At 66.0% G+C, this 21,394-nt stretch carries 24 protein-coding genes; 13 read left to right on the top strand and 11 right to left on the bottom strand.

The window, feature by feature from the left end:
* Positions 1-9: 9 nt before the first annotated feature.
* Both PK98_RS04970 and tgt read left to right on the top strand, forming a co-directional pair.
* Positions 10-957, top strand: a complete 948-nt coding sequence (locus PK98_RS04970) for a DUF481 domain-containing protein (RefSeq protein WP_039094733.1) — start codon at positions 10-12, stop codon at positions 955-957.
* 5 nt (positions 958-962) lie between these two features.
* Positions 963-2,087, top strand: coding sequence for a tRNA guanosine(34) transglycosylase Tgt (tgt, locus tag PK98_RS04965; RefSeq protein ID WP_039094731.1), 1,125 nt, complete (start codon positions 963-965; stop codon positions 2,085-2,087).
* A 16-nt stretch (positions 2,088-2,103) separates the two neighbouring features.
* On the opposite strand, the gene PK98_RS04960 is transcribed toward tgt, so the two are convergent.
* Entirely contained in the window at positions 2,104-2,301 is a 198-nt protein-coding gene (locus tag PK98_RS04960; protein ID WP_235425401.1) for a hypothetical protein, read from the bottom strand.
* A 108-nt stretch (positions 2,302-2,409) separates the two neighbouring features.
* Between PK98_RS04960 and PK98_RS04955 the strand changes: the two genes are divergently transcribed.
* On the top strand, positions 2,410-2,721 hold the full coding sequence (locus tag PK98_RS04955; RefSeq protein WP_039096260.1) for a chorismate mutase: 312 nt from the start codon (positions 2,410-2,412) through the stop codon (positions 2,719-2,721).
* Positions 2,722-2,800: 79 nt separating this feature from the next.
* On the opposite strand, the gene rpsD is transcribed toward PK98_RS04955, so the two are convergent.
* The 3 genes from rpsD to PK98_RS04940 all read right to left on the bottom strand — a co-directional run bounded on the left by rpsD (position 2,801) and on the right by PK98_RS04940 (position 6,845).
* A complete protein-coding gene (gene rpsD / locus PK98_RS04950; protein WP_039094727.1) occupies positions 2,801-3,415 on the bottom strand; it encodes a 30S ribosomal protein S4 in 615 nt (204 codons plus the stop codon).
* Positions 3,416-3,625: 210 nt separating this feature from the next.
* Positions 3,626-5,617 (bottom strand): DNA topoisomerase IV subunit B, encoded by a 1,992-nt coding sequence (gene parE, locus PK98_RS04945; RefSeq protein WP_039094725.1) that lies wholly within the window; start codon positions 5,615-5,617, stop codon positions 3,626-3,628.
* Positions 5,618-5,690: 73 nt separating this feature from the next.
* Positions 5,691-6,845, bottom strand: coding sequence for a penicillin-binding protein activator (locus PK98_RS04940; RefSeq protein WP_039094722.1), 1,155 nt, complete (start codon positions 6,843-6,845; stop codon positions 5,691-5,693).
* A gap of 61 nt (positions 6,846-6,906) precedes the next feature.
* On the opposite strand from PK98_RS04940, the gene rsmI reads away from it, so the two are divergent.
* The 4 genes from rsmI to PK98_RS04920 are packed head-to-tail and all read left to right on the top strand — an operon-like array spanning position 6,907 to position 9,727.
* Complete coding sequence (rsmI, locus tag PK98_RS04935) at positions 6,907-7,752, top strand: 16S rRNA (cytidine(1402)-2'-O)-methyltransferase (protein WP_039094720.1); 846 nt, start codon at positions 6,907-6,909, stop codon at positions 7,750-7,752.
* Positions 7,752-8,102, top strand: a complete 351-nt coding sequence (locus PK98_RS04930; RefSeq protein ID WP_039094718.1) for a YraN family protein — start codon at positions 7,752-7,754, stop codon at positions 8,100-8,102. Before rsmI ends, PK98_RS04930 begins: the two co-directional genes overlap by 1 nt.
* Before the next feature lie 13 nt (positions 8,103-8,115).
* Complete coding sequence (gshB, locus tag PK98_RS04925; protein WP_039094716.1) at positions 8,116-9,081, top strand: glutathione synthase; 966 nt, start codon at positions 8,116-8,118, stop codon at positions 9,079-9,081.
* Positions 9,082-9,118: 37 nt separating this feature from the next.
* A complete protein-coding gene (locus PK98_RS04920; RefSeq protein ID WP_039094713.1) occupies positions 9,119-9,727 on the top strand; it encodes a DedA family protein in 609 nt (202 codons plus the stop codon).
* Here PK98_RS04920 and PK98_RS04915 read toward each other — a convergent pair.
* From PK98_RS04915 to rph, 4 genes are read right to left on the bottom strand one after another with little or no spacing between them, the layout of a single operon-like run.
* Positions 9,724-10,614 carry a tyrosine recombinase XerC gene (locus PK98_RS04915; protein WP_039094711.1) on the bottom strand — a complete coding sequence of 297 codons (891 nt, stop codon included), beginning with the start codon at positions 10,612-10,614 and terminating at the stop codon, positions 9,724-9,726. The genes PK98_RS04920 and PK98_RS04915 overlap by 4 nt on opposite strands.
* Positions 10,611-11,762, bottom strand: a complete 1,152-nt coding sequence (hemW, locus tag PK98_RS04910; protein WP_039094710.1) for a radical SAM family heme chaperone HemW — start codon at positions 11,760-11,762, stop codon at positions 10,611-10,613. The genes PK98_RS04915 and hemW overlap by 4 nt, the downstream gene beginning before the upstream one ends.
* A 6-nt stretch (positions 11,763-11,768) precedes the next feature.
* On the bottom strand, positions 11,769-12,398 hold the full coding sequence (gene rdgB / locus PK98_RS04905) for an RdgB/HAM1 family non-canonical purine NTP pyrophosphatase (RefSeq protein WP_039094709.1): 630 nt from the start codon (positions 12,396-12,398) through the stop codon (positions 11,769-11,771).
* Complete coding sequence (gene rph, locus PK98_RS04900; protein ID WP_039094708.1) at positions 12,395-13,111, bottom strand: ribonuclease PH; 717 nt, start codon at positions 13,109-13,111, stop codon at positions 12,395-12,397. Before rph ends, rdgB begins: the two co-directional genes overlap by 4 nt.
* A gap of 68 nt (positions 13,112-13,179) precedes the next feature.
* Here rph and hrcA point away from each other — a divergent pair, with 68 nt between their 5' ends.
* From hrcA to PK98_RS04880, 4 genes are all read left to right on the top strand, one after another.
* On the top strand, positions 13,180-14,223 hold the full coding sequence (hrcA, locus tag PK98_RS04895) for a heat-inducible transcriptional repressor HrcA (protein WP_039094707.1): 1,044 nt from the start codon (positions 13,180-13,182) through the stop codon (positions 14,221-14,223).
* A 10-nt stretch (positions 14,224-14,233) separates the two neighbouring features.
* The gene (locus PK98_RS04890; protein WP_039094706.1) at positions 14,234-14,782 is read left to right on the top strand and encodes a nucleotide exchange factor GrpE; all 549 of its coding nucleotides are present in this window, start codon (positions 14,234-14,236) and stop codon (positions 14,780-14,782) included.
* A 65-nt stretch (positions 14,783-14,847) separates the two neighbouring features.
* A complete protein-coding gene (locus PK98_RS04885; RefSeq protein ID WP_039094705.1) occupies positions 14,848-15,057 on the top strand; it encodes a hypothetical protein in 210 nt (69 codons plus the stop codon).
* A 116-nt stretch (positions 15,058-15,173) separates the two neighbouring features.
* Entirely contained in the window at positions 15,174-15,461 is a 288-nt protein-coding gene (locus PK98_RS04880; RefSeq protein ID WP_039094704.1) for a YMGG-like glycine zipper-containing protein, read from the top strand.
* A 30-nt stretch (positions 15,462-15,491) separates the two neighbouring features.
* Here PK98_RS04880 and PK98_RS04875 read toward each other — a convergent pair whose 3' ends face one another.
* Positions 15,492-15,911: a hypothetical protein gene (locus PK98_RS04875; protein ID WP_052208048.1), complete on the bottom strand. Its 420-nt coding sequence runs from the start codon at positions 15,909-15,911 to the stop codon at positions 15,492-15,494.
* Between the two features lie 74 nt (positions 15,912-15,985).
* A complete protein-coding gene (locus PK98_RS04870; RefSeq protein ID WP_161792405.1) occupies positions 15,986-16,444 on the bottom strand; it encodes a copper chaperone PCu(A)C in 459 nt (152 codons plus the stop codon).
* 218 nt (positions 16,445-16,662) lie between these two features.
* Here PK98_RS04870 and dnaK point away from each other — a divergent pair, with 218 nt between their 5' ends.
* Positions 16,663-18,585, top strand: a complete 1,923-nt coding sequence (dnaK, locus tag PK98_RS04865; RefSeq protein ID WP_039094701.1) for a molecular chaperone DnaK — start codon at positions 16,663-16,665, stop codon at positions 18,583-18,585.
* A gap of 75 nt (positions 18,586-18,660) precedes the next feature.
* A complete protein-coding gene (gene dnaJ, locus PK98_RS04860; protein ID WP_039094699.1) occupies positions 18,661-19,791 on the top strand; it encodes a molecular chaperone DnaJ in 1,131 nt (376 codons plus the stop codon).
* Between the two features lie 25 nt (positions 19,792-19,816).
* Here the strand turns inward: dnaJ and PK98_RS04855 are convergent, their stop codons facing one another.
* Positions 19,817-21,244 (bottom strand): hypothetical protein, encoded by a 1,428-nt coding sequence (locus tag PK98_RS04855; RefSeq protein ID WP_039094697.1) that lies wholly within the window; start codon positions 21,242-21,244, stop codon positions 19,817-19,819.
* Between the last annotated feature and the right edge of the window lie 150 nt (positions 21,245-21,394).

Below are 21,394 nucleotides of genomic sequence, written 5' to 3'. Positions count from 1 at the left end.
AGGACAGGCATGCTGCAGCGCATCACGTTTCTTCTCCTCCCGTCGCTCGTCCTGTTGCCCAGCCCGGCGAAGGCCCAGCTAGCCGCGCCAGTGCGCGCGATGATCGATGCCGCGATGGCCACCGGCGATGCCGCCAAGGTCAGGACCGTGGTCGAGCTGGCGCGGGAGACCAACCCGGATGATGTGGAGGAGATCAACGCGCTGCAGGCGGGGTTCCGCACACGGCAACAGCAGCTGGCGCAGGCCCGCAGTACCGTGCGGGTTGAGGAGCTGCGCAACTCCGGCATCCTCGAGAACTGGTCCGGGCGGGGGCAGATCGGCGCCTTCCAGTCTTCCGGCAACAGCAACGATGTCGGGGTCTCCGCGTCGCTCGAACTGCGCCGGACGGGGATCGACTGGACGCACCTGCTGCGCGGCTCCGCAGATTACCAGCGCAGCCGCGGCCGCACGTCGCGCGAACAGTACCTGGCCAGTTACGAGCCACGCTATGTCATCAGCCCGCGCCTGTTCACCTACGGGCTGGCGCAATTCGAGAAGGACCGCTTCTCCGGCTTTGACGCCCGGTATTCCATTTCGGGCGGGCTGGGATACGAGGTGTTGCAGGGCCAGCCCAGGCTGTCGGTGCAGCTCGGCCCCGCCTATCGCCGCACGGAAGCGATCGACGGCACGACCGATACCAATCTGGGCGCCCTGGCCGGTGTGGATTTCAACTGGCAGATCATCGAAGGCCTGACGCTGACACAGGACACGGATTACGTGACGGAGACAGGCGGCCGGGCGCAGCTGATCACGGACGGCAACAATACCAGCCTGCTGCTGGTCACCGGGCTGGAAGCAAAGATCCGCGACGGCTTCACCACGCGTCTCAGCTATACGGTCGACTACAATAGCCGGCCGCCTGCCAATGCGGTGAAGACCGACACGCAGACGCGCTTCACCCTCGTTTACGGTTTCTGATACGCATGACCCGCTTTGCCTTCAACGTCCATGCCACGGACGGCCGCGCCCGCACGGGCACGATCACCATGCGCCGCGGCGAGATCCGCACACCCGCCTTCATGCCGGTGGGCACCGCCGCCACGGTAAAGGCGATGAAACCCGAAAGCGTGCGCGCGATCGGCGCCGACATCATCCTGGGCAACACCTACCATCTGATGCTGCGCCCCGGGGCGGAGCGCGTGGCACGCCTAGGCGGGCTGCACCGGTTCATGCACTGGGACCGCCCGATCCTGACGGATAGCGGCGGCTACCAGGTGATGAGTCTGGCGGCCCTGCGCAAGCTGACGGAGGAGGGCGTCACCTTCCGCAGTCACCTGGACGGCTCCAGGCACCTGATCAGTCCGGAACGCTCGATGGAGATTCAGCGCCTGCTGGGTTCCGACATCGTGATGTGCTTCGACGAATGCCCGCGCGCCGATCGTCCGCTGGCCGAGATCGAGGAGTCCATGGCGCTGTCTATGCGCTGGGCCCGGCGCAGCCGCGAGGCTTTCGATTCAGGCGGTGAGCACGCGGCAGGTGCCGCCCTGTTCGGTATCCAGCAGGGTGCGCTGGACGAAAGGCTGCGCGCCCGGTCGGCCGAGGCGCTGCGCGAGATCGGGTTCGACGGCTACGCCATCGGCGGACTGGCCGTGGGCGAGGGGCAGGAGGCCATGTTCGCGACGCTGGATTTCGCGCCGGAGCAGCTCCCGCAGGACGCACCCCGCTACCTGATGGGGGTCGGCAAGCCGGACGATCTGGTGGGCGCGGTGGAACGCGGGGTGGACATGTTCGACTGCGTGCTGCCGACGCGCTCGGGCCGCAATGGGCAGGCCTTTACGTGGACCGGGCCGCTGAACATGCGCAATGCCGTGCATGCCGAGGATACCGGCCCGCTGGATCCGCGCTGCAGTTGCGACACCTGCACCCATTACAGCCGCGCCTACCTGCACCACCTGCACCGCTCCGGCGAGATCCTGGGGGCCATGCTGCTGACGGAGCACAACCTGGCTTTCTACCAGCAGTTGATGCAGGCGATGCGCGATGCGATCGGGGCACGGCAGTTTGCCGGCTTCGCGGCAGATTTCCGGCGGGATTACCTGCGGAAGTGACGTCGCGGCCGGGCGTTCAGCCGAGGCCACTGTTCTCCGCACCGGCCTTGCGCATTTCCAGCACGGTGCCGCGATAAGGGACGAAGTGGCCCGCCGGATCCAGGAACCCGGCACCGATGGCATTTGCGCGCAACTGTGCCGTGCGGAGGTCTGCGTACCACTTGCCGGTACGATGGCGGGTGATAAAACGATAAAGGATCATGGGACTTGCCATGAACAATCCTGTTCACCCCTCGTTCCCGTCGGCTACCTCTCTTCACGTAACAAACGATGAATGGCAGAGACGCTCGACAATCACGGGGCGGAACGGCAGAGCTGGCGCATGATAGATCCTGCTCCCGCCCCGCAAGATTGTACCACGATGGCGCAGGTTCGCGCCGGTGTCGACGCACTCGACCGCGAGCTGATCGCCATGCTGGATCACCGGTTCGGCTACATGCGTGCGGCTGCCCGGATCAAGCCGACCCGCGATGCGGTGCGGGACGAGCGGCGCAAGGTGGAGGTGATCGCCGGCGCCGTCGCGGAGGCGGATCGCTGCGATCTGCCCGCCGATACCATTGCGGCGATGTGGGAGGTGCTTGTCGAAGGCTCGATCGCCTACGAGCTTGCGACATGGGACCAGACGCGCGGCTGATCCGCCGCCCTCACCTTGTGCACATGCAAAAAGGGCGGCCCCGCGGGGCCGCCCTTTTCTGTACAATGCTGCGAACCGATCAGCGCGAGTAGAACTCGACGACCAGGTTCGGCTCCATGGTGACGGGGTAGGGCACCTCGTCCAACTTCGGCACGCGCACGAAGGTCACCTTGTCGGTGCCGTCCGGGGCGACGTAGTCGGGAATGTCACGCTCCGGCAGGCTCTGCGCCTCGATCACCAGAGCCATTTCCTTGGCCTTGCTGCCCAGGCTGATGACTTCGCCAACCTTCACGCGGCGGCTGGCGATGTTGCACTTCACGCCGTCGACGCGAATGTGGCCGTGGCTGACGATCTGGCGTGCGGACCAGATGGTCGGCGCGAACTTGGCGCGGTAGACGATCATGTCCAGGCGCTGTTCCAGCAGGCCGATCAGGTTCTGGCCGGTGTCGCCCTTGATCCGGGCAGCTTCGTCATACGTCTTGCGGAACTGCTTTTCCGTGACGTCGCCGTAATAACCCTTCAGCTTCTGCTTGGCGCGCAGCTGCAGGCCGTAATCGCTCATCTTGCCCTTGCGGCGCTGGCCATGCTGGCCCGGGCCATAGGACCGCTTGTTGACCGGGCTGTTCGGCCGGCCCCAGATGTTCTCGCCCATGCGGCGGTCGAGCTTGTGCTTGGCGCTATGGCGCTTCGACATGATGTCGTTCCTTCTCAATCTGCTGGACAGGCCCGTTGCCTGCCATCCAACCCGGCATCGCACCACATGGCCGTAAGCTGCCATGCGCGGCCGCCGCTTCACCGAGATGCGGGGCCAATCGGTCGTGCCTTGCGGGCACGGCTCCGAAGTGAAGCGGGGCCTGTAGCAGGGTTTAAGCCGAAGGCAAGGGCAAGGCCCTACCCTGCAGGATCAGGCGTCGATCAGATCGCGGTCCAGCTCGCCTGCGCGGTTCTGGATGAAGTTGAAACGGTGTTCGGGATTGCGGCCCATCAGCTGGTCGACCAGCTCCTTCACCGCATGCCGCTGCTCGTGCTGTTCGGGCAGCGTGATGCGGATCAGGCTGCGGGTGCGCGGGTCCATCGTGGTTTCGCGCAGCTGGTTAGGGTTCATTTCGCCCAGACCCTTGAAGCGGCTGACTTCGACCTTCTTGCCCTTGAACAGGGTCCGCTCAAGCTCCGCCCGGTGTTCCTCGTCCGCGGCGTAGCGGCTCTCCTTGCCGGCAACCAGGCGATAGAGCGGCGGCTGCGCGAGATAGAGGTGCCCGCTGCGCACCAGATCCGGCATTTCCTGGAAGAAGAAAGTCATCAGCAGCGTGGCGATATGCGCGCCGTCGACATCGGCATCGGTCATGATGACGATGCGGTCGTAACGCAGTTGCGTCGCGTCGCAATCCTTGCGGGTGCCGCAACCCAGCGCCAGCGTCAGGTCGGCAATCTCGCTGTTGGCGCGGATCTTGTCGGCACTGGCGGAAGCGACGTTCAGGATCTTGCCGCGGATCGGCAGGATGGCCTGCGTCTTGCGGTCGCGTGCCTGCTTGGCGCTGCCGCCGGCGCTGTCACCTTCGACGATGAACAGCTCCGTCTCGCCGCTGCCATCGCCCGAACAGTCGGTCAGCTTGCCAGGCAAGCGCAGCTTCTTGGCATTGGTCGCGGTCTTGCGCTTGATCTCCCGCTCCGCCTTGCGGCGCAGGCGCTCGTCCATCCGCTCCATCACTGCGCCCAGCAGTGCGCGCCCACGTTCCATGTTGTTGGACAGGAAGTGATCGAAATGATCGCGGACGGCGTTTTCCACCAAGCGCGCAGCATCAGGGCTGGTCAGGCGATCCTTGGTCTGGCTCTGAAACTGGGGATCGCGGATGAAGACGGACAGCATGATCTCCGCCCCCGTCACCACATCCTCGGGTGCGATGTCCTTGGCCTTCTTCTGTCCGGTCAGCTCGCCGAAGGCGCGGATGCCGCGGGTCAGCGCGGCGCGCAGACCCTGCTCGTGCGTGCCGCCATCGGGCGTCGGCACCGTGTTGCAGTACCAGCTGGTGGAGCCGTCCGACCATAGTGGCCAGGCGACTGCCCACTCGACGCGGCCCTGATCGTCAGGGAAGTCCTGCCGTCCGGCGAAGAACTCTGCCGTGACGCATTCGCGCCCACCCACCTGTTCGGCCAGGTGATCGGCAAGGCCGCCGGGAAACTGGAACACCGCCTCTTCCGGCACGCCGTCCCCGGCCAGGGCAGGCGCGCACTTCCAGCGGATCTCCACCCCGGCATAAAGATAGGCCTTGGACCGGGCGAGCTTGAACAGGCGCGACGGGCGGAACTTGCGGTCGCCGAAGATGGCGATGTCGGGCACGAAGGTGACCGTGGTGCCGCGGCGATTAGGGGCCGCGCCGACGCGCTGCAGCGGCCCCTGCGGGTGCCCGGCGGAAAAATCCTGCGCGAACAGTTCCCGGTTGCGGGCCACCTCCACGCGGGTGTGGCTGGACAGCGCATTGACCACGCTGACGCCGACGCCATGCAGCCCGCCGCTGGTGGCGTAAGCCTTGCCGGAGAACTTGCCGCCGGAATGGAGGGTGGTGAGGATCACCTCCAGCGTGGACTTGCCGGGAAACTTGGGGTGCTCGTCGACCGGAATGCCGCGGCCATTGTCGGACACGGACAGGCGCCCGGCGCTGCCTTCGGGCCCTTCTTCCAGCTCCATCTCGATGCGGTTGGCATGGCCGGCGACCGCCTCGTCCATGGAATTGTCGAGCACCTCGGCCGCGAGGTGGTGCAGGGCGCGATCGTCGGTGCCGCCGATATACATGCCGGGCCGGCGGCGAACCGGCTCGAGCCCCTCCAGCACCTCGATCGCGGAGGAATCGTAATCACCGCCGCCCTGCGGCAACGCATCGAACAGGTCGTCGGACATCGGGGCTATAGAGGCCGCGCAGACGGTTGTGGCAAGCCCGCGCCGCTGCTTATCCTGTCAGAACCAGGCAAGGTCAGAACCGGGCCGGGGCTGCGTCGATCACGGTGATGGTACCGTCGCCGACCTGCCGCACCTCCATCGCCCGCTCGCCCACCCCGTCGGCGCCGAAGCGGAACGGACCGTCCAGCCCCAAGAAGCCGTCCGGCGCGCGCAGGGCCGCGACCGGAAAGGCGGTGCCATGACGCCAGTCGCGCGCAACGCGCAGCGCCAGCAGCACCGCATCATAGCCCAGCGTGGCGATCCGCGGCGGGGCATCGCCGAACCGGGAGCGGTAGGAGGTGACGAACTGGCGGAACCGCTCGTCGGACACCGCGGAGAACCAGGCACCGTTCATGGCGGAGGCATTGGCGATCGCGCTTTCCCCGCTCCAGAGTTCGGTGCCGAGCAGGTTCGGCCGCACCTCGCCGCGCACCAGCGCACCGGCGGCCAGCGCCGACAGGCGTGCCCCGTCGGCGATCAGCACGGCATCGAAGCCGCCAGCAGCCCGCAGCCGTCCCGCGGCACTGACGATGGATGTGTTGCCGCGATCATAGCGTTCGCTGGCCACCAGCGTTCCGCTGCCATCCGACACGGAACGTGCCAAGGCGGCCGCCGTGCGATCGCCATACTCGCCCCGTGGCACCAGTGCGGCAAAGCGGCGGGTGCCCTGCTGCATGGCATGGCCGACGGTGCGCGCGACCGACTGCTCGGGCACATGACCCATCACGAACACGTCCGCAGCGGCAACGGCACTGTCATTGGAAAAGGTGATCAGCGGCACGCCGGCAGGCCGCGCCGCAGCGGCCACGGGCGCCACGTCCGCTGCCAGCAGGGGTCCGAGGATCACGCGATTGCCATCGTCCAGCGCCCGTGCCGCGGCTGCGGCCGCACCTTCGGCGGTGTCGTAGGACGTGATCCGCAGCCCTTGGGCGTTGGTATCGATCAGCGCCATCGTGGCGGCATTGGCAATGGCGCGGCCGACCGTGGCGTTGTCGCCCGACAGCGGGACCAAGATGGCGACGCGATGGCGCGCATCATCCGTCGGCAGCACGCCCTCGCTCGGCCCTTCGGGTTCCGGAGGGGGCGCGGTCGTGACCGGACCTCGCCCTGCATCCGGGATCACCTGGCAGGCAGCGAGGAACAGCGTAAGGAGAAGCGCGGCGAGGCCGCGCCTGATGAGTGCCAGCATTTAGTCGCGCCGCTCCCTGTCGATCTTGTGCTCGGGCGGTCATGGGGCCACAAGCGCCTGCGTGAGCGACGCCGATGATCCCCAGACCCTGTCTCCCGGCCTGTATATAGTCGCGACCCCGATTGGCAATCTCGGCGACATCACCGTGCGCGCTGCACGGGTGCTGGCCGCCTGCGACGCGATCGCCTGCGAGGATACGCGGGTCACGGCGAAGCTGCTGCGGCATTTGCAGATCACGCGTCCCCTGTGGCGGTACGACGATCACGCCTCTGCGGAGGATCGTGCGCGGCTGCTGGACGCGATGGCAACCCGCGCCGTCGCTCTGGTCAGCGATGCGGGCATGCCGCTGGTGTCGGACCCCGGGTTCCGGCTGGTGCGTGATGCGCGGGGCGCCGGTGTGCCGGTCACCGTCATTCCTGGCGCCAGCGCGCCGGTGACCGCGCTGGCCCTGTCCGGCCTGCCCAGCGACCGCTTCCTGTTTGCCGGCTTCCTGCCGGTGAAGGACAAGGCGCGGGGCGAGGTGCTGCACGAACTCGCGCCCGTGCGCACCACGCTGATCTTCTTCGAAACCGCCCCAAGGCTGGAACGCAGCCTGCTGGCCATCGCCGAACATCTGTCCGGCCGGGAAGTCGCGGTCGGGCGGGAACTGACCAAGCTGCATGAGGAATGCCGCACGGGCACCCCGCAGGAACTGATCGCGCATTACCAGGCCCATCCGCCACGGGGCGAGATCGTGCTGCTGGTCGGGCCACCGGTGGAGCAGACCGGGCAGGAGCTGGACGTGGATGCGCTGCTGATCGAGTTGCTGGCCAGCCACAAGCCGTCGCATGCCGCAGGCGAAGCGGCACGCCTGACCGGACAGGATCGCCGCACGCTGTATGCCCGCGCGCTGGAACTGCGCAGCTGATGAAGCGGCAGCAGGCGGAAGCACGTGGCCGTGCGGCGGAACGGGAGGCGGAGGAATGGCTGGCCGGGCAGGGCTGGACCATCCTGGACCGTCGGCGCAAGACCAAGGCCGGCGAGATCGACATCGTCGCCCGCCAGCCGGGCCTCGTCGCCTTCATCGAGGTGAAATGGCGCGGGCAGGCGGCGGAGCTCCCCTTTGCCATCGACGAATACCGCCTGCGCCGGGTGGCTGCGGCGGCGGCGATGGTGGGGCACGAATATGCCGCGGATGGCGAGGACATGCGGATCGACGTGATCCTGCTTGCACCCGGCTGCCCGCCCGACCACATCACCAATGCCTGGCAGCCATAGGGAAATTTGCACAATGAGCCTGCGCGTCGCGGTCCAGATGGACCCGCTCGACACAATCAATATCGCTGGTGATTCCACTTTTGCCCTGATGCTGGCCGCGCAGGCCCGCGGGCATCGGCTGTGGCATTACGACGTGCGTACGCTGTCGTGGGAAGACGGCCGGATCTCGGCCTGGGGTCGTGCGGTGAAGGTGCGGTCAGTGGCGGGCGACCACATTGAGGATCTGGGCGAGCTGGAGAAGATCGACCTCGCCACGGATATCGATGTCGTGCTGATGCGGCAGGATCCGCCCTTCGACCTCGGCTACATCAGCGCGGCGCTGCTGCTCGACCGCTTGCGCGGCACGACGCTGGTGGTGAACGACCCGCGCGAGGTGATCAACGCGCCCGAGAAGATGTGGGTGCTGGACTATGCCCGCTTCATGCCGCCAACACTGGTGGCGCGCGACATTGCCGATGTGCGCGCCTTCCAGCAGCGCCACGGTGCGGTGGTGGTGAAGCCGTTGCACGGCAATGGCGGCAAGGCGATCTTCCGGGTTGAGGAAGACGGTACCAACCTCTCGGCGCTGACGGACCTGTTCGGGCTGATGTGGCCGGAGCCGTTCATGGTGCAGCCGTTCCTTCCCGAAGTGGCGGATGGCGACAAGCGCATCGTGCTGGTGGATGGCGAGTTCGCCGGCGCAATCAATCGCAAGCCGGGCGAGGGCGAGTTCCGTTCCAACCTGGCGCAGGGCGGGTACGCCGAAGCGGCCGGGCTGACGCAGCGGGAGGAAGAGATCTGCGCGGCGATGGGCGCCGAACTGAAGCGCCGCGGCCTAGTCTTCGTCGGCATCGACGTGATCGGCGGGAAGTGGCTGACGGAGATCAACGTCACCAGCCCGACGGGCATCGTCGCCATCGACCGGTTCAACGGCACCGACACAGGCGCGCGCATCTGGGACGCGATCGAGGCGCGAACCAGCGCGATGCAGGCGGGCTGAGCGGCACCTTTTCCCCATGTCGGCAGTTGCTGCCGACATGGACCAGTGGATCATCGAGATCGTCGATCGCGGGGGTTATATCGGCATCGCGTTGCTGATGGCGCTTGAGAACATCATCCCGCCGATACCGTCCGAACTGATCATGGGGCTGGGCGGTATCCTGGTGGCGCGCGGCGCGATGGACTTCTGGCCGTTGCTGGTCGTGGGCACGCTGGGCACGACGGTTGGCAATTATGTCTGGTTCTGGATCGGGCACCGGTTCGGCTACAACCGGCTGGAGCCGGTGGTCAGCCGCTGGGGCCGCTGGCTGACGCTGGAGTGGGAGGATATCGAGCATGCCAGCCGGTTCTTCCGCCGGCATGGCCACTGGGTCGTGTTCTGCCTGCGCTTCTCCCCGGTCCTGCGCACCATGATCTCCTTGCCGGCGGGCCTGATGCAGATGCCGGTCGGCAAATTCCTGATCTTCACCTTTGCTGGTTCCGCCGTGTGGAACGCGATCCTGATTCTGGGCGGGCGCTATCTGGCGCCGATCATCGAGCAGTACGAAGGCGCAATGACCTGGGTGATCGTGGGATCAGTTGCGCTTGGGGTAGCGATCTACCTCTACCGCGTGCTGACCTGGAAGCCGCGGGCGGAGCGCGATTAGGCGCGGGGATGCGCGTTGCGGTACGTGTCCAGCAGCGTGGCCGCATCGACCTGCGTGTAAATCTGCGTGGAGCCAAGGCTCGCATGACCCAGCAGCTCCTGCAGGGAACGCAGATCTGCGCCATTGCCCAGCAGATGGGTTGCGAAGCTGTGCCGCAGCGCGTGTGGCGTGGCGCTGGCGGGCAGATCCAGCAGGATGCGCGCGCGGGCAACCGCCTTCTGCACCATGCCCTGGCTCAGCGGCCCGCCCTTTGCGCCACGGAACAACTGGTCTCCGGAACCCACGACCCATGGGCACAGGGCCACATAGGCGGCAACCGCTTCCGCCACCGCCGGCAGGATCGGGACGATGCGCTGCTTCGATCCCTTGCCGGTGATGCGCAGGGTTTCCGCCAGCGGCACATCGGCAGAGGTCAGCGACAGCGCCTCTGCAATGCGCAGACCTGCGCCATACATCAGCAGCAGCACCGCCCGGTCACGTGCGCCGATCCACGCCGCGTCCGGCTCCTCCGCCACGGCTTCAGCCAGGTTCACCGCATCATCGGGTGTGATCGGGCGGGGTAGCCCCCGCTTGATCCGCGGCCCGCGCAACCGGGGCAGGGCGGTGTCGTTGTCGCCAGCCTGCGCCTTGGCAAAGGCCAGGAAAGCGCGCAGCGCCGACAGCTCGCGGGCGGCGGAAACATTGCCGATGCCCTGTGCCCGGCGGTGGGCGAGCTGATCACGCAAGGCATGAACGTCGAGGGCAGCCACCGCGCGCCACTCGGCGGCGCCTGTCATGTCCAGCAATCGCGCCGCCGTGGCGCCGTATGCCCGCACGGTATGCGGCGACAGGCGCCGCTGGTGCAGCAGGTGATTGTGCCACGCTTCGAGAAGGTCGCCGCGGCTCATGCGGTGACCAGGCTGTCGGCCACCACTTCGCCCAGCAGCGCGTCGAGCAGCGGCATGCCGGCATCGGTCACCCCCAGTCGATCACCCTGCTGCCACAGCAATCCGTTCGCCTGATGAAAAGCGAGCTTGCGCCCGTTGACCAGAGCTTCGGATGCAATGCCGAAGCGGGCGGAGAGGTTGGCCAGGTCGACCCCCTCCGCAAGGCGCAGCCCCATCAGCAGGGCTTCGGATGCCTGTTCCGGCCGCGCCAGAGTACGCTCATGCTGAATGCCGCTGCCGTTGCGCGCCACGGCCGCCAGCCAGTTCTCCGGCTTCCGGTGACGCTCGGTCGCGTGTCCCATGCGGCGACCATGCGCGCCGGGCCCGATGGCGCAGTGGTCTTGGTACCGCCAGTAGGTGAGATTGTGCCGGCTCTGTTCGCCCAACCGCGCGTGATTGCTGATCTCGTAGGCGGGCAGACCGACGGCCGTGGTAAGTTCGCGAGTGAGCGCGAACAGTTCGCCCGCGGCATCGTCGTCCAGCGGAGTGAATGCGCCCTGTCGGACATCGGTGGCAAACCGGGTACCTTCCTCGATCGTCAGCTGGTACAATGACAGGTGCCCGGTGCCGAGCGCCAGGGCACGGTGCAGTTCCCGGCTCCAGCTCTCCGGATCGTGGCCCGGACGAGCGTAGATCAGGTCGAAGCTCACCCGCCCGAAATGCGCTTGCGCTACCTCCAAGGCAGCCAGACCTTCGTCCACGCCGTGCAACCGGCCCAGAAAACGCAAGGAGGCGTCATCCAGCGCCTGCAGACCCAGGGAGGCACGGTTCACGCCCGCTGCGGCCAGGGCCGCGAACCGGTCGGCTTCGACAGAGGACGGGTTGGCCTCCAGCGTGATCTCTACATCGGGCGCAAAACCCCACAAGCGTTCGGCTTCCGTCAGCAACGCCGCCACCAGCGTCGGGGGCATCAGCGATGGCGTACCGCCGCCGAAGAAGATCGATTGCAGGGGCTCGCCACCGCCGATCTGCGCCTCGTGCCGCATGTCCGCCAGCAGGGCGGTCCGCCATTCGGCCTCGTCCATGCCGGTCCTGACATGCGAGTTGAAGTCGCAATACGGGCACTTCTTCAGGCAGAACGGCCAGTGGATATAGAGCGCGCGGGCCATTCCGGACTAGCCGCCGAACTGTTCCGCCACCAGCTTGGCGAAGGCGGCGGCGCGGTGGCTGATCGCCTGCTTCTCGGCAGGATGCAGTTCGGCGAAGGTACGGGTCTCGCCCGCAGGCACGAAGGCAGGATCGTAGCCGAAACCCATTGCGCCCCGCGGCGGCCATGCCAGCGTACCGTCGACCCGCCCTTCGTAGACGGCCTGCTCGCCGTCCGGCCAGGCAAGCGCCAGGACGCTGGTGAACCAGGCATCGCGTGGAGTGTCGGGGCCGAGGGCTACCAGCATGCCCTCGACCTTGCCCATCGCCATGAACCAGTCCCGGCCCGGTGCCCCTTCGAACCACTGCCGTTCGGCCCAGTCTGCCGTGTAGACGCCCGGCCGACCGTCCAGCGCGGCAACGGACAGACCGCTATCGTCCGCAAGGGCGGGCAGGCCGGATGCTTGTGCGGCCGCATGGGCCTTGATCAGGGCATTGGCCGTGAAGGTGGTACCGGTCTCCTCCGGTTCAGGCAGGCCAAGCGCCCCGGCACTGATGCATTCTGTGCCAAAGGGCGCCAGCAAGGCGCTGATTTCCTTTAGCTTGCCCGCATTGTGCGTGGCGATGACCAGCTTGCCGGGGCCGAGACGACGTGTCACCCGCGAACTGCCTGTTCCTGCGCCGCGAAGATCCGGTCACAGCCCATACGCGACAGGCGCAGCAGGCGCAGCAGCGCTTCCTCGTCATAGCAGGCGCCTTCGGCCGTTGCCTGCACCTCGGCGATCTTGCCGCCTTCCAGCAATACGAAGTTGGCATCGGCATCGGCGGCGCTATCCTCGATATAGTCGAGGTCCAGCACCGGCGTGCCGCCGTGGATACCGCAGCTGACCGCCGCGACCTTGGACATGATCGGATCGGTCGCCAGTGCGCCGGAAGCCATCAGCTTGTCGACGGCGATGCGCAGGGCGACCCATGCGCCGGAAATGCTGGCGGTCCGGGTGCCGCCATCGGCCTGGATCACATCGCAATCCAGCGTGATCTGCCGCTCGCCCAGCTTCTGCATATCCACCACCGCACGCAAGGATCGGCCGATAAGTCGCTGAATTTCCTGAGTGCGGCCGCTCTGCTTGCCTTTAGCAGCTTCACGGCTGCTGCGGGTATGCGTGGCGCGGGGCAGCATGGAATATTCGGCCGTCACCCAGCCTTGGCCCTTGCCGCGCAGGAAGGGAGGCACGCGCTCTTCCACGCTGGCCGTGACCAGTACCCGCGTGTCGCCGAAGCCGATCAGGCACGATCCCTCGGCATGCTTGGTGAAACCGGTTTCGATGGTGATGACGCGCATCTCGTCGGGCGCGCGGCCAGATGGTCGCATGATGGATCCTTAATTTACGTATGAATGTCTTTCCGGCCATCGCCCTAGCGCGTAGATCGGGCGCTGTCATGGCCCAGCCCCCGATATCCGAACTGACCGACCGTGCCCGGGACATCTTCCGGCTGGTCGTAGAAGGCTACCTCAGCGATGGGGTGCCGGTCGGGTCGAAGACGATCGCGCAGGGGCAGGGCATCAACCTGTCACCGGCCTCTATCCGGTCCGTCCTGGCGGAACTGGAGCGGCTGGGCCTCCTTTCTGCGCCGCATACCAGCGCCGGGCGAATGCCGACGGAGCAGGGGCTGCGCCTGTTCGTGGACGGCATGATGCAGGTGGCCGAACCCACGCGGGAGGAGCGGGCCGCGATCGAGCAGCGCCTCGCCGGCCCCGGTCCGGTGGAGGCAGCGCTGGAGGCGACCAGTGCCATCCTGTCGGACATCTCGGGTGCCGCCGGCATGGTGCTCGTCCCGCGGCGGAATCCCCGACTGGCGCAGATGAGCCTGATCGGGCTGGATGCGGCGCGCGCGCTGGCCGTGCTCGTCGGGATGGACGGCACGGTGGAGAACCGTATCGTCGAGCTGGATGACAGCGTGTCCGCCAGTGCCCTGCAGCAGGCATCGAACTATATTTCGGCGCGTCTGGCCGGTCGCACGCTGCCGGAAGCCGTCCGGGCGATGGAGGCAGAGATTGCGTCCGGCCGGTCCGCGCTCGACAGCGCGGCGGCCGATCTGGTGGGGCGCGGCCTGGCCGTCTGGAGCCAGGATGCCGCGCGCAGGCCCGTGCTGATCGTGCGAGGACAGGCGAACCTGCTGGACGAGACGGCGCTGGGTGACATCGAGCGGGTCCGTTCGCTGATCGACGACCTGGAAAGCAAGCAGTCCGTCGCCGACCTGCTGGACAGCGCACGCGAGGCGAAATCGACGCGTATCTTCATCGGCAGCGAGAACCGGCTGTTCGCCCTGTCAGGTTCCAGCGTGATCGCCGCACCCTATCGCGACAGAGAAGGCAGGGTTGTCGGCGTGCTGGGCGTGATCGGGCCCACCCGGTTGAATTACGCCAGGGTTGTGCCCATGGTGGATTTTACCGCCCGCTCTCTGGGCAGACGGATAGGTTGACGGGAATACGATGAACAACATGGATGACATGCAGGATCAGGCTGCCGAGCTGGACCAGACCGAAGCTGGCGAGCAGGCCGAAGCCGGCTCGAATGAACTGGCTGCGCTTCGCGAGGAACTCGCGGTGGCGAAGCAGGACGTGCTGTATGCGCGAGCGGAGACACAGAACGTCCGGCGCCGGCTGGAGAAGGACATGGCCGATGCACGCGCCTATGCTGCCACCGGCTTTGCGCGCGACGTCCTGTCGGTGGGCGACAACCTGACGCGCGCGATCGACGCAGTGCCGGCCGATCTGCGTAGCGACGAGAAGTTCAAGGGGCTGGTTGCCGGGATCGAAGCGACCTTGCGCGAACTGGACAAGGTCTTCACCCAGCACGGGATCACCCGGGTGGCCGCCATGGGCCTGCCGCTGGACCCCAACATGCATCAGGCCATGCTGGAAATCCCCAGCAACGATGCCGAGCCGGGCACCGTGGTGCAGGAAATGCAGGCGGGTTACATGATCCGCGATCGCCTGCTCCGGCCGGCAATGGTGGGGGTTGCGCGCAAGCCGGACTGATGCGGATGGGGGAACCCGCCGGGACGTTTTTCGTATGTAGGACAAACCAACCTACGGAGAACGTTATGAACAATCGTGTGCTGCTCGCTTCCCTCGTTTCCGCGGCAGCGGTTCTGTCCCTGTCGGCCTGCTCACGCAACTATGCCGCAGAAGGCGGTCTGGCCGGTGCGGCGGTTGGCGCGGGTGTCGGCGCAGTCAGCGGCGGTGATGTGGGCACCGGTGCCGCCGTGGGCGGCGCCGCCGGTGCGGTTGGCGGCGCGCTGATCGACAAGTAAGTTCCGACAGCCTCGCCACTGCGCCGGCCCGGTGTAGTGGCGAGGTCAACAACCGGAACGTAGCAGCTTGGTAGCTGTTGTTCCCTTGTATCAGATTGATTGTGAGGGAGCATTCTATGACGTATCGCACATTCACCATGGCAGCCGTGGCTGCACTGTCGCTCAGCGCTTGTGCCGAGAACTATGCCGCCGAAGGTGCGGGCGTCGGCGCTGCTGCCGGTGCGGCAATTGGCGCAATCACTGGCGGTGATGTACTGACCGGTGCTGCCGTCGGCGCTGCTGCGGGTGCCGCCGCGGGCTATTTCGTGGATCGGGACGACCGCTGCGGCGGATATGATAGCCGTGGCCGCCTCGATGACGATTGCTACGGCACGCAAGGCTACCCGGTTCGTCCGCGTAACTGAGGTCGTGCGCCCCTTCGGGGGCGCCACCTTCTAGTCCGCACCGGGAAAGCGGACCAGCGCGGCATAGGCGCGCGCGTCTCCCACGCCTGACACGGCGATCCCTTGACGCAGCAAAAAGGCATGGCGAACGATCTCCGCCTGCTGCTCGATCCCGTACCGCTCCAGCGCCCAGCCTGGTTTCAGGCTGTAATCATATCGGCAGAATGGATGACGGTGCACCGGCAGGTACAGACGTCCGCGTCGCTGCGTCTGCCACACATGTGTGAGTTCATGAATGAACAGCCCCTGCCGTGACGGTGAGGCGAGGGCGAAATCATCACAGTAGACATTACCCATGGGATGAAAGTGGATGTGCCCGCACGGCGCCATCGCCACCTGACGCGGCTGGAACGGGAAGAACTTGCGCCGGCGGATCGTGACCGGCGCAAGATCCACCGCGGTTCCGAACATTGACCTGGCCAGCGAGATCTCGCCAGCTGTAAGCGGACGCTGCCCGCCAGGTGGGCAAGGGCTGTCCTCCAAGATCAGGAGCCGCCGCCGATCGTCTCCACCGCAGCCGGGAAGCTAACCTTGTCGCCATTAATGAAGGTAAGCGTCACTTCCGCGGTGCTGCCGGCGACAATGTCCGGGCCGAGATCGTGCACCATCACGTGCAGTCCGCCGGGCGCAAAGGTGACCGTTTGCCTTGCCGCGAAGGGCACTTCCTCCAGATGCACCATCTCGGCGGTGTTGCCCTGCGTGCTGGAGGCATGCAGCATGGCCATGCCGGCGCCGGTAACCGCAGCACTCGCGATCGCAAGCTGGCTGTCGCTGCCGTTGGTGATGTCGAAATAGACCGCGCCCGGATTGCCCGCGACCGGCGGCAGAACCAGGCGCGCATTCGTCACGCTGACGCCCTCGGGCGCTTCCGGCGACCCGGTCACTGCATCGGTGGCTTCAGGAGCAGTGTCCGCTTGCTTGCATGCCGCCGGCAGCAGCGCCACACAGGCAAGCAGCGCGACGGTCAGGGTGCGGTGCAGGGCGGTGTTCGGCATGTGGGTTTCTCCGGTGCAGCTACGCGGCGGCATAGCGGCGCACCGCTCTTGTGCCAAGCAGGCCACGCCCTATATCGCCCGCGCATTCCGAGCCGCCGATCGGTTCTGCCTCCCGCAGGGGAACCAGCAGAGCGGCGTCCAACCAGTAGAAGGAAAATGGGGTAACCATGGCGAAAGTTATCGGTATCGATCTCGGCACGACGAATTCCTGCGTTGCCGTGATGGACGGGGGCAAGCCCAAGGTCGTCGAGAATTCCGAAGGCGCACGGACCACGCCTTCCATCACCGCGTTCACCCGCGATGGCGAGCGCCTGATTGGGCAGCCGGCCAAGCGGCAGGCGGTGACCAATCCGGACAATACGCTGTTCGCCATCAAGCGCCTGATCGGCCGGCGGTTCGAAGATCCGCTGACGCAGAAGGACATGGGCCTGGTGCCGTACGACATCGTGCGCGGCAAGAATGGCGATGCTTGGGTCGAGGCTGGCGGTACTGAGTACAGCCCGTCGCAGATCAGCGCCTTCATCCTGCAGAAGATGAAGGAAACCGCTGAATCCTATCTGGGTGAGACGGTCACGCAGGCGGTCATCACCGTGCCGGCCTATTTCAACGATGCGCAGCGGCAGGCGACCAAGGATGCCGGCCAGATTGCAGGTCTTGAAGTGCTGCGCATCATCAACGAGCCTACGGCCGCGGCGCTTGCCTATGGCATGGAGAAGAACGACGGCAAGACGATTGCCGTCTATGACCTTGGCGGCGGTACCTTCGACATCTCCGTGCTGGAAATCGGCGATGGCGTGTTCGAGGTGAAGAGCACCAACGGCGACACGTTCCTGGGTGGCGAGGATTTCGACACCACCCTGGTCGAATATCTGGCGGAGCAGTTCCAGCAGAAGGAGAACATGGATCTCCGCAAGGACAAGCTGGCACTGCAGCGGCTGAAGGAAGCGGCGGAGAAGGCCAAGATCGAGCTGTCTTCCAGCCAGCAGACCGAGGTCAACCTGCCCTTCATCACCGCGCGCATGGAAGGTGGTTCCTCCACCCCGCTGCACTTGGTCGAGACGATCACCCGCGCCAAGCTGGAGCAGCTGGTCGATGGCCTGATCCAGCGCACGCTGGAGCCGTGCCGCAAGGCGCTGGCCGATGCCGGCCTGGACAAGGGCGCCATTGACGAAGTCATTCTGGTCGGCGGCATGACCCGCATGCCCAAGGTGCGTGAAGTGGTGGAGCAGTTCTTCGCCAAGAAGCCGCATACCGGCGTGAACCCGGACGAGGTCGTCGCCATGGGCGCGGCTATCCAGGCCGGCGTGCTGCAGGGCGACGTCAAGGACGTGCTGCTGCTCGACGTGACCCCGCTGTCGCTGGGCATCGAGACGCTTGGCGGCATCATGACCAAGATGATCGACCGGAACACGACCATTCCGACGCGCAAGTCGCAGGTCTACTCCACGGCGGATGACAACCAGCAGGCGGTGACCATCCGGGTGTTCCAGGGCGAACGCGAGATGGCCAGCGACAACAAGATCCTGGGTCAGTTCGATCTGGTCGGGATCCCGCCGGCACCGCGCGGCGTGCCGCAGATCGAAGTGACGTTCGACATCGATGCGAACGGCATCGTGAACGTGTCCGCCAAGGACAAGGGCACGGGCAAGGAACAGCAGATCCGCATCCAGGCCTCCGGCGGTCTCAGCGACAACGACATCGAGCAGATGGTGCGCGATGCCGAGAAGTTTGCCGAGGAGGACAAGAAGCGCCGGGAAGGTGCGGAAGCACGGAACATGGCGCAGAGCCTGGTCCACTCCACGGAGAAGCAGCTTGCCGACCACGGCGACAAGGTTGACGCCAGCGTCAAGGCCGAGATCGAAGCCGCTGTTGCCGAGACCAAGACTGCGCTGGAAGGTGACGACACTGCCGCCATCCGCGGCAAGGCCGAGGCGCTGGCGCAGGTCGCGATGAAGATGGGTCAGGCCATCTACGAGCAGGACCAGGCGGCAACCGCTGGCGCCTCCGCGTCGGGCGATACCGCACAGGCCGGTGAGGAGGAGGTCGTCGAGGCCGAGTTCTCCGAAGTCGAAGACGATAAGAAGGCCTGATTGTCCTGACGATGGAAACCGCAGTCACCGCCGGGGCGCAATGTTCCGGCGGTGGCGCTGGTTGGGGGTTTGGGCATGTCCACCACCGAGATTGATTTCTACCAGTTGCTCGAGGTGAGCCGTGACGCGGACGGGGCGACGATCAAGTCGGCCTATCGCAAGCTTGCCATGAAGTATCACCCGGACCGCAATCCGGGTGACCAGGAGTGCGAGACGCGCTTCCGGGCGATCAGCGTCGCCTACGATTGCCTGAAGGATCCGCAGAAGCGGGCTGCTTACGACCGGTACGGCCATGCTGCCTTCACCCAGGGCGGGGGTGGCCAGGGTCACGGCGCCGGCGGGCAGGATTTCGGCGACATCGGCGACATCTTCGAGACCATCTTCGGCAGCGCCTTCGGTGGCGGTGCCGGCCGCGGCGCTCGTCCGCGGCGCGGGGCCGACCTGCGTTATGACATGGAAATCGGCCTGGAAGATGCCTTCCACGGCAAGTCGACCGAGATCAAGGTCGAGGTGTCCGTTGCATGCGAGCCGTGTAGCGGCACCGGGGCCGAGCCCGGCACCTCCCGCCGTGGCTGCCCCACCTGCCACGGCCATGGCAAGGTCCGCGCACAACAAGGCCTGTTCGTGATCGAGCGCCCGTGTCCGACCTGTCACGGACGTGGCGAGATCATCGAACGTCCGTGCCGCGCCTGCCGCGGCGAAGGTCGCGTGGACAAGGTACAGGAACTGCAGGTCGAGGTGCCGCCTGGTGTCGATAACGGCACCCGCATCCGCCTGACCGGAAAGGGAGAGGCGGGTCCGATGGGGGCGCCCCCGGGCGATCTGTACATCTTCATCCATGTGAAGGAACACGCCGTCTTCCAGCGGGAGGGTACCGCGCTGTTCAGCCGTGTGCCGGTCAGCTTCACCACGGCTTCACTGGGTGGCACGATCGAGATACCGGGCCTCGATGGCGAGACCCATGCCATTGCCATCCCGGCTGGCATCCAGTCGGGCAAGCAGCTGCGCAAGCGCGGCGCCGGGATGCCGGTATTGCAGGGACGCGGCCGCGGCGATCTGGTGACGGAAATCGTGGTGGAAACGCCCACGCACCTGTCCGCCCGTCAGAAGGAGCTCCTGCGCGAGTTCCAGGAGACCGAAACCGGCGACGAGTGCCCGGAGAGCCGCGGCTTCTTCGAGCGGCTGAAAGGCGCGTTCACCGGCTGATCGGCCATGTAGCTCCGGCGGTCGCTCAGACGAATTCTGCAGCGGCCGCCGAGTAGCGCTTCTTGCCAAGCAGCCCGGCTTCTTTCGCCTTGCTGATGGCGTGGCGCAGGTTTTTCGTCCGCTCCCTGTAGGCTTCCTGCGTTTCCTTGAAGGCCAGCAGCGCTTCTTCCGGCTTTAGTCCGGCCAGCAGCGGGCGCACCTGCGCGTAAGTGCCCCGGCCCTGATGGAAGATGTCGGATACGATGGCGCAGATCGTGTCCGACCGGCCGTCCAGCCCCAGCTTGCGGGCATGTACCGCCAGCTTGCGCTGCAGGATCGCCGCCGCGACCCTCACCTGCGCCAGCCGCGCCGCCGGATCGTTGATCGTCCAGTGGATCAGCCGGGCAGCATGCAGCACCTCCTGCTCGTCGATCGGGACGCGATTGGGATTGAGATAGTTCATGAACAGCTGCAGGTTGGTCTCGCCGCCCGGGCCCGTCTCCATCGGCAGTTCCAGATCGCTGGCGCCGCCATCCTTGCTGACGCGGTGCAGACGGCCATTTACCAGCTTCAGTTCGGGAAAGTAATCCTGGAAGGCGGGCAGGGTGGCAAGTTCACGGAAGAACAGGATCAGGTTGTCGCCTGGCGTATGTGCGGCAAGCTGGTAGAAGCCGAAAGTGAACTTGGCGCGATCATAGGTGTTGACCAGCACCATGCGGTTCTGGCTCTCGCACCAGCCGGACACTTCCAGCAGCACGGCCCAGTGATCCAGGTCGGCAAGGTAGTCCTTCGCCTTGAACTGCGGTCCCCAGTACTTGGCCACCGGCACGCACAGGCCGTGGAACTTGCGTCGTGCATCGTTCATCTCGTTGCCGACGAAGAAGCTGGCATTGTCACCCGTCTCCCGCGCCATCCAGCGCTTGCCATCCTCCCGCTCCAGCACGAACTTGCGGCCGGCACTCACGCTGGCCGCAGTCGGCTGGACGTTCAGCTGCAGGTTCTCGCCAGGGATCCAGCCGAAGAAGTAACCCTGTCCGGGGCCATAGGTCCGGTCGAACTTGGTGCGGAAGCTTGAGGGCGTGTCGGTCGTCACCTGATCCGCGGTGTTGCCGTAATGGTAGACCTTGCCCTTGTGGAAGATGCCGACATGCTTCTTCGGGATGTTCACCATGGCCTTGCGGTCCAGGTTCACGTTGCCGGCACGAGTGACGAAGATCAGCTGCGTGCGCGACAGGTCGGCATCTTCCCACCGGCCGACCTTCGGACACTGGGCAAACATCTCGTGTACCCGGATGTTGGCTCCATCTTCCCGGCCGCCCTCCGCCATGCCCTTGCAGTTGAAGCTGAAGTCGAGTCCCAGCACGTGGGAGGCAAAGTGGGCACAGTGGTTCTGGGCTGGATCGTGAAAGGTGTTGCGGCAGATCTTGTTGATATTCTTGCCGACAAGATCATCCAGTTGTTGCAAGTCCGCCATATGTCCCTCCCTGATACTGCCCTACGTGCGCCCTTCTTCGTTACGCGTGTGCCTCATTCTTCTACTCCTCTTCGCGAGCGGCCACAAAGGCAAAGATGGCGCCGGCAACTTGATGGCCTGGATCTTGCGTTCTCCGTCTGTTCGGCATAG

This window comes from Croceibacterium mercuriale (genome assembly GCF_000802385.1).
Lineage (GTDB): Bacteria > Pseudomonadota > Alphaproteobacteria > Sphingomonadales > Sphingomonadaceae > Croceibacterium > Croceibacterium mercuriale.
This window is presented reverse-complemented; position numbering and strand designations above follow the sequence as displayed.

Coding starts and splice junctions, on each gene's coding strand:
- gshB (WP_039094716.1), top strand. CDS start 8,116: ATGAGCCTGCGCGTCGCGGTCCAGATGGACCCGCTCGACACAATCAAT.
- PK98_RS04970 (WP_039094733.1), top strand. CDS start 10: ATGCTGCAGCGCATCACGTTTCTTCTCCTCCCGTCGCTCGTCCTGTTG.
- hemW (WP_039094710.1), bottom strand. CDS start 11,762: ATGGCCCGCGCGCTCTATATCCACTGGCCGTTCTGCCTGAAGAAGTGC.
- tgt (WP_039094731.1), top strand. CDS start 963: ATGACCCGCTTTGCCTTCAACGTCCATGCCACGGACGGCCGCGCCCGC.
- PK98_RS04885 (WP_039094705.1), top strand. CDS start 14,848: ATGAACAATCGTGTGCTGCTCGCTTCCCTCGTTTCCGCGGCAGCGGTT.
- hrcA (WP_039094707.1), top strand. CDS start 13,180: ATGGCCCAGCCCCCGATATCCGAACTGACCGACCGTGCCCGGGACATC.
- PK98_RS04855 (WP_039094697.1), bottom strand. CDS start 21,244: ATGGCGGACTTGCAACAACTGGATGATCTTGTCGGCAAGAATATCAAC.
- parE (WP_039094725.1), bottom strand. CDS start 5,617: ATGTCCGACGACCTGTTCGATGCGTTGCCGCAGGGCGGCGGTGATTAC.
- PK98_RS04915 (WP_039094711.1), bottom strand. CDS start 10,614: ATGAGCCGCGGCGACCTTCTCGAAGCGTGGCACAATCACCTGCTGCAC.
- PK98_RS04930 (WP_039094718.1), top strand. CDS start 7,752: ATGAAGCGGCAGCAGGCGGAAGCACGTGGCCGTGCGGCGGAACGGGAG.
- PK98_RS04940 (WP_039094722.1), bottom strand. CDS start 6,845: ATGCTGGCACTCATCAGGCGCGGCCTCGCCGCGCTTCTCCTTACGCTG.
- rph (WP_039094708.1), bottom strand. CDS start 13,111: ATGCGACCATCTGGCCGCGCGCCCGACGAGATGCGCGTCATCACCATC.
- dnaK (WP_039094701.1), top strand. CDS start 16,663: ATGGCGAAAGTTATCGGTATCGATCTCGGCACGACGAATTCCTGCGTT.
- PK98_RS04920 (WP_039094713.1), top strand. CDS start 9,119: ATGGACCAGTGGATCATCGAGATCGTCGATCGCGGGGGTTATATCGGC.
- PK98_RS04880 (WP_039094704.1), top strand. CDS start 15,174: ATGACGTATCGCACATTCACCATGGCAGCCGTGGCTGCACTGTCGCTC.
- rpsD (WP_039094727.1), bottom strand. CDS start 3,415: ATGTCGAAGCGCCATAGCGCCAAGCACAAGCTCGACCGCCGCATGGGC.
- PK98_RS04875 (WP_052208048.1), bottom strand. CDS start 15,911: ATGTTCGGAACCGCGGTGGATCTTGCGCCGGTCACGATCCGCCGGCGC.
- PK98_RS04955 (WP_039096260.1), top strand. CDS start 2,410: ATGATAGATCCTGCTCCCGCCCCGCAAGATTGTACCACGATGGCGCAG.
- PK98_RS04890 (WP_039094706.1), top strand. CDS start 14,234: ATGAACAACATGGATGACATGCAGGATCAGGCTGCCGAGCTGGACCAG.
- PK98_RS04960 (WP_235425401.1), bottom strand. CDS start 2,301: ATGGCAAGTCCCATGATCCTTTATCGTTTTATCACCCGCCATCGTACC.
- dnaJ (WP_039094699.1), top strand. CDS start 18,661: ATGTCCACCACCGAGATTGATTTCTACCAGTTGCTCGAGGTGAGCCGT.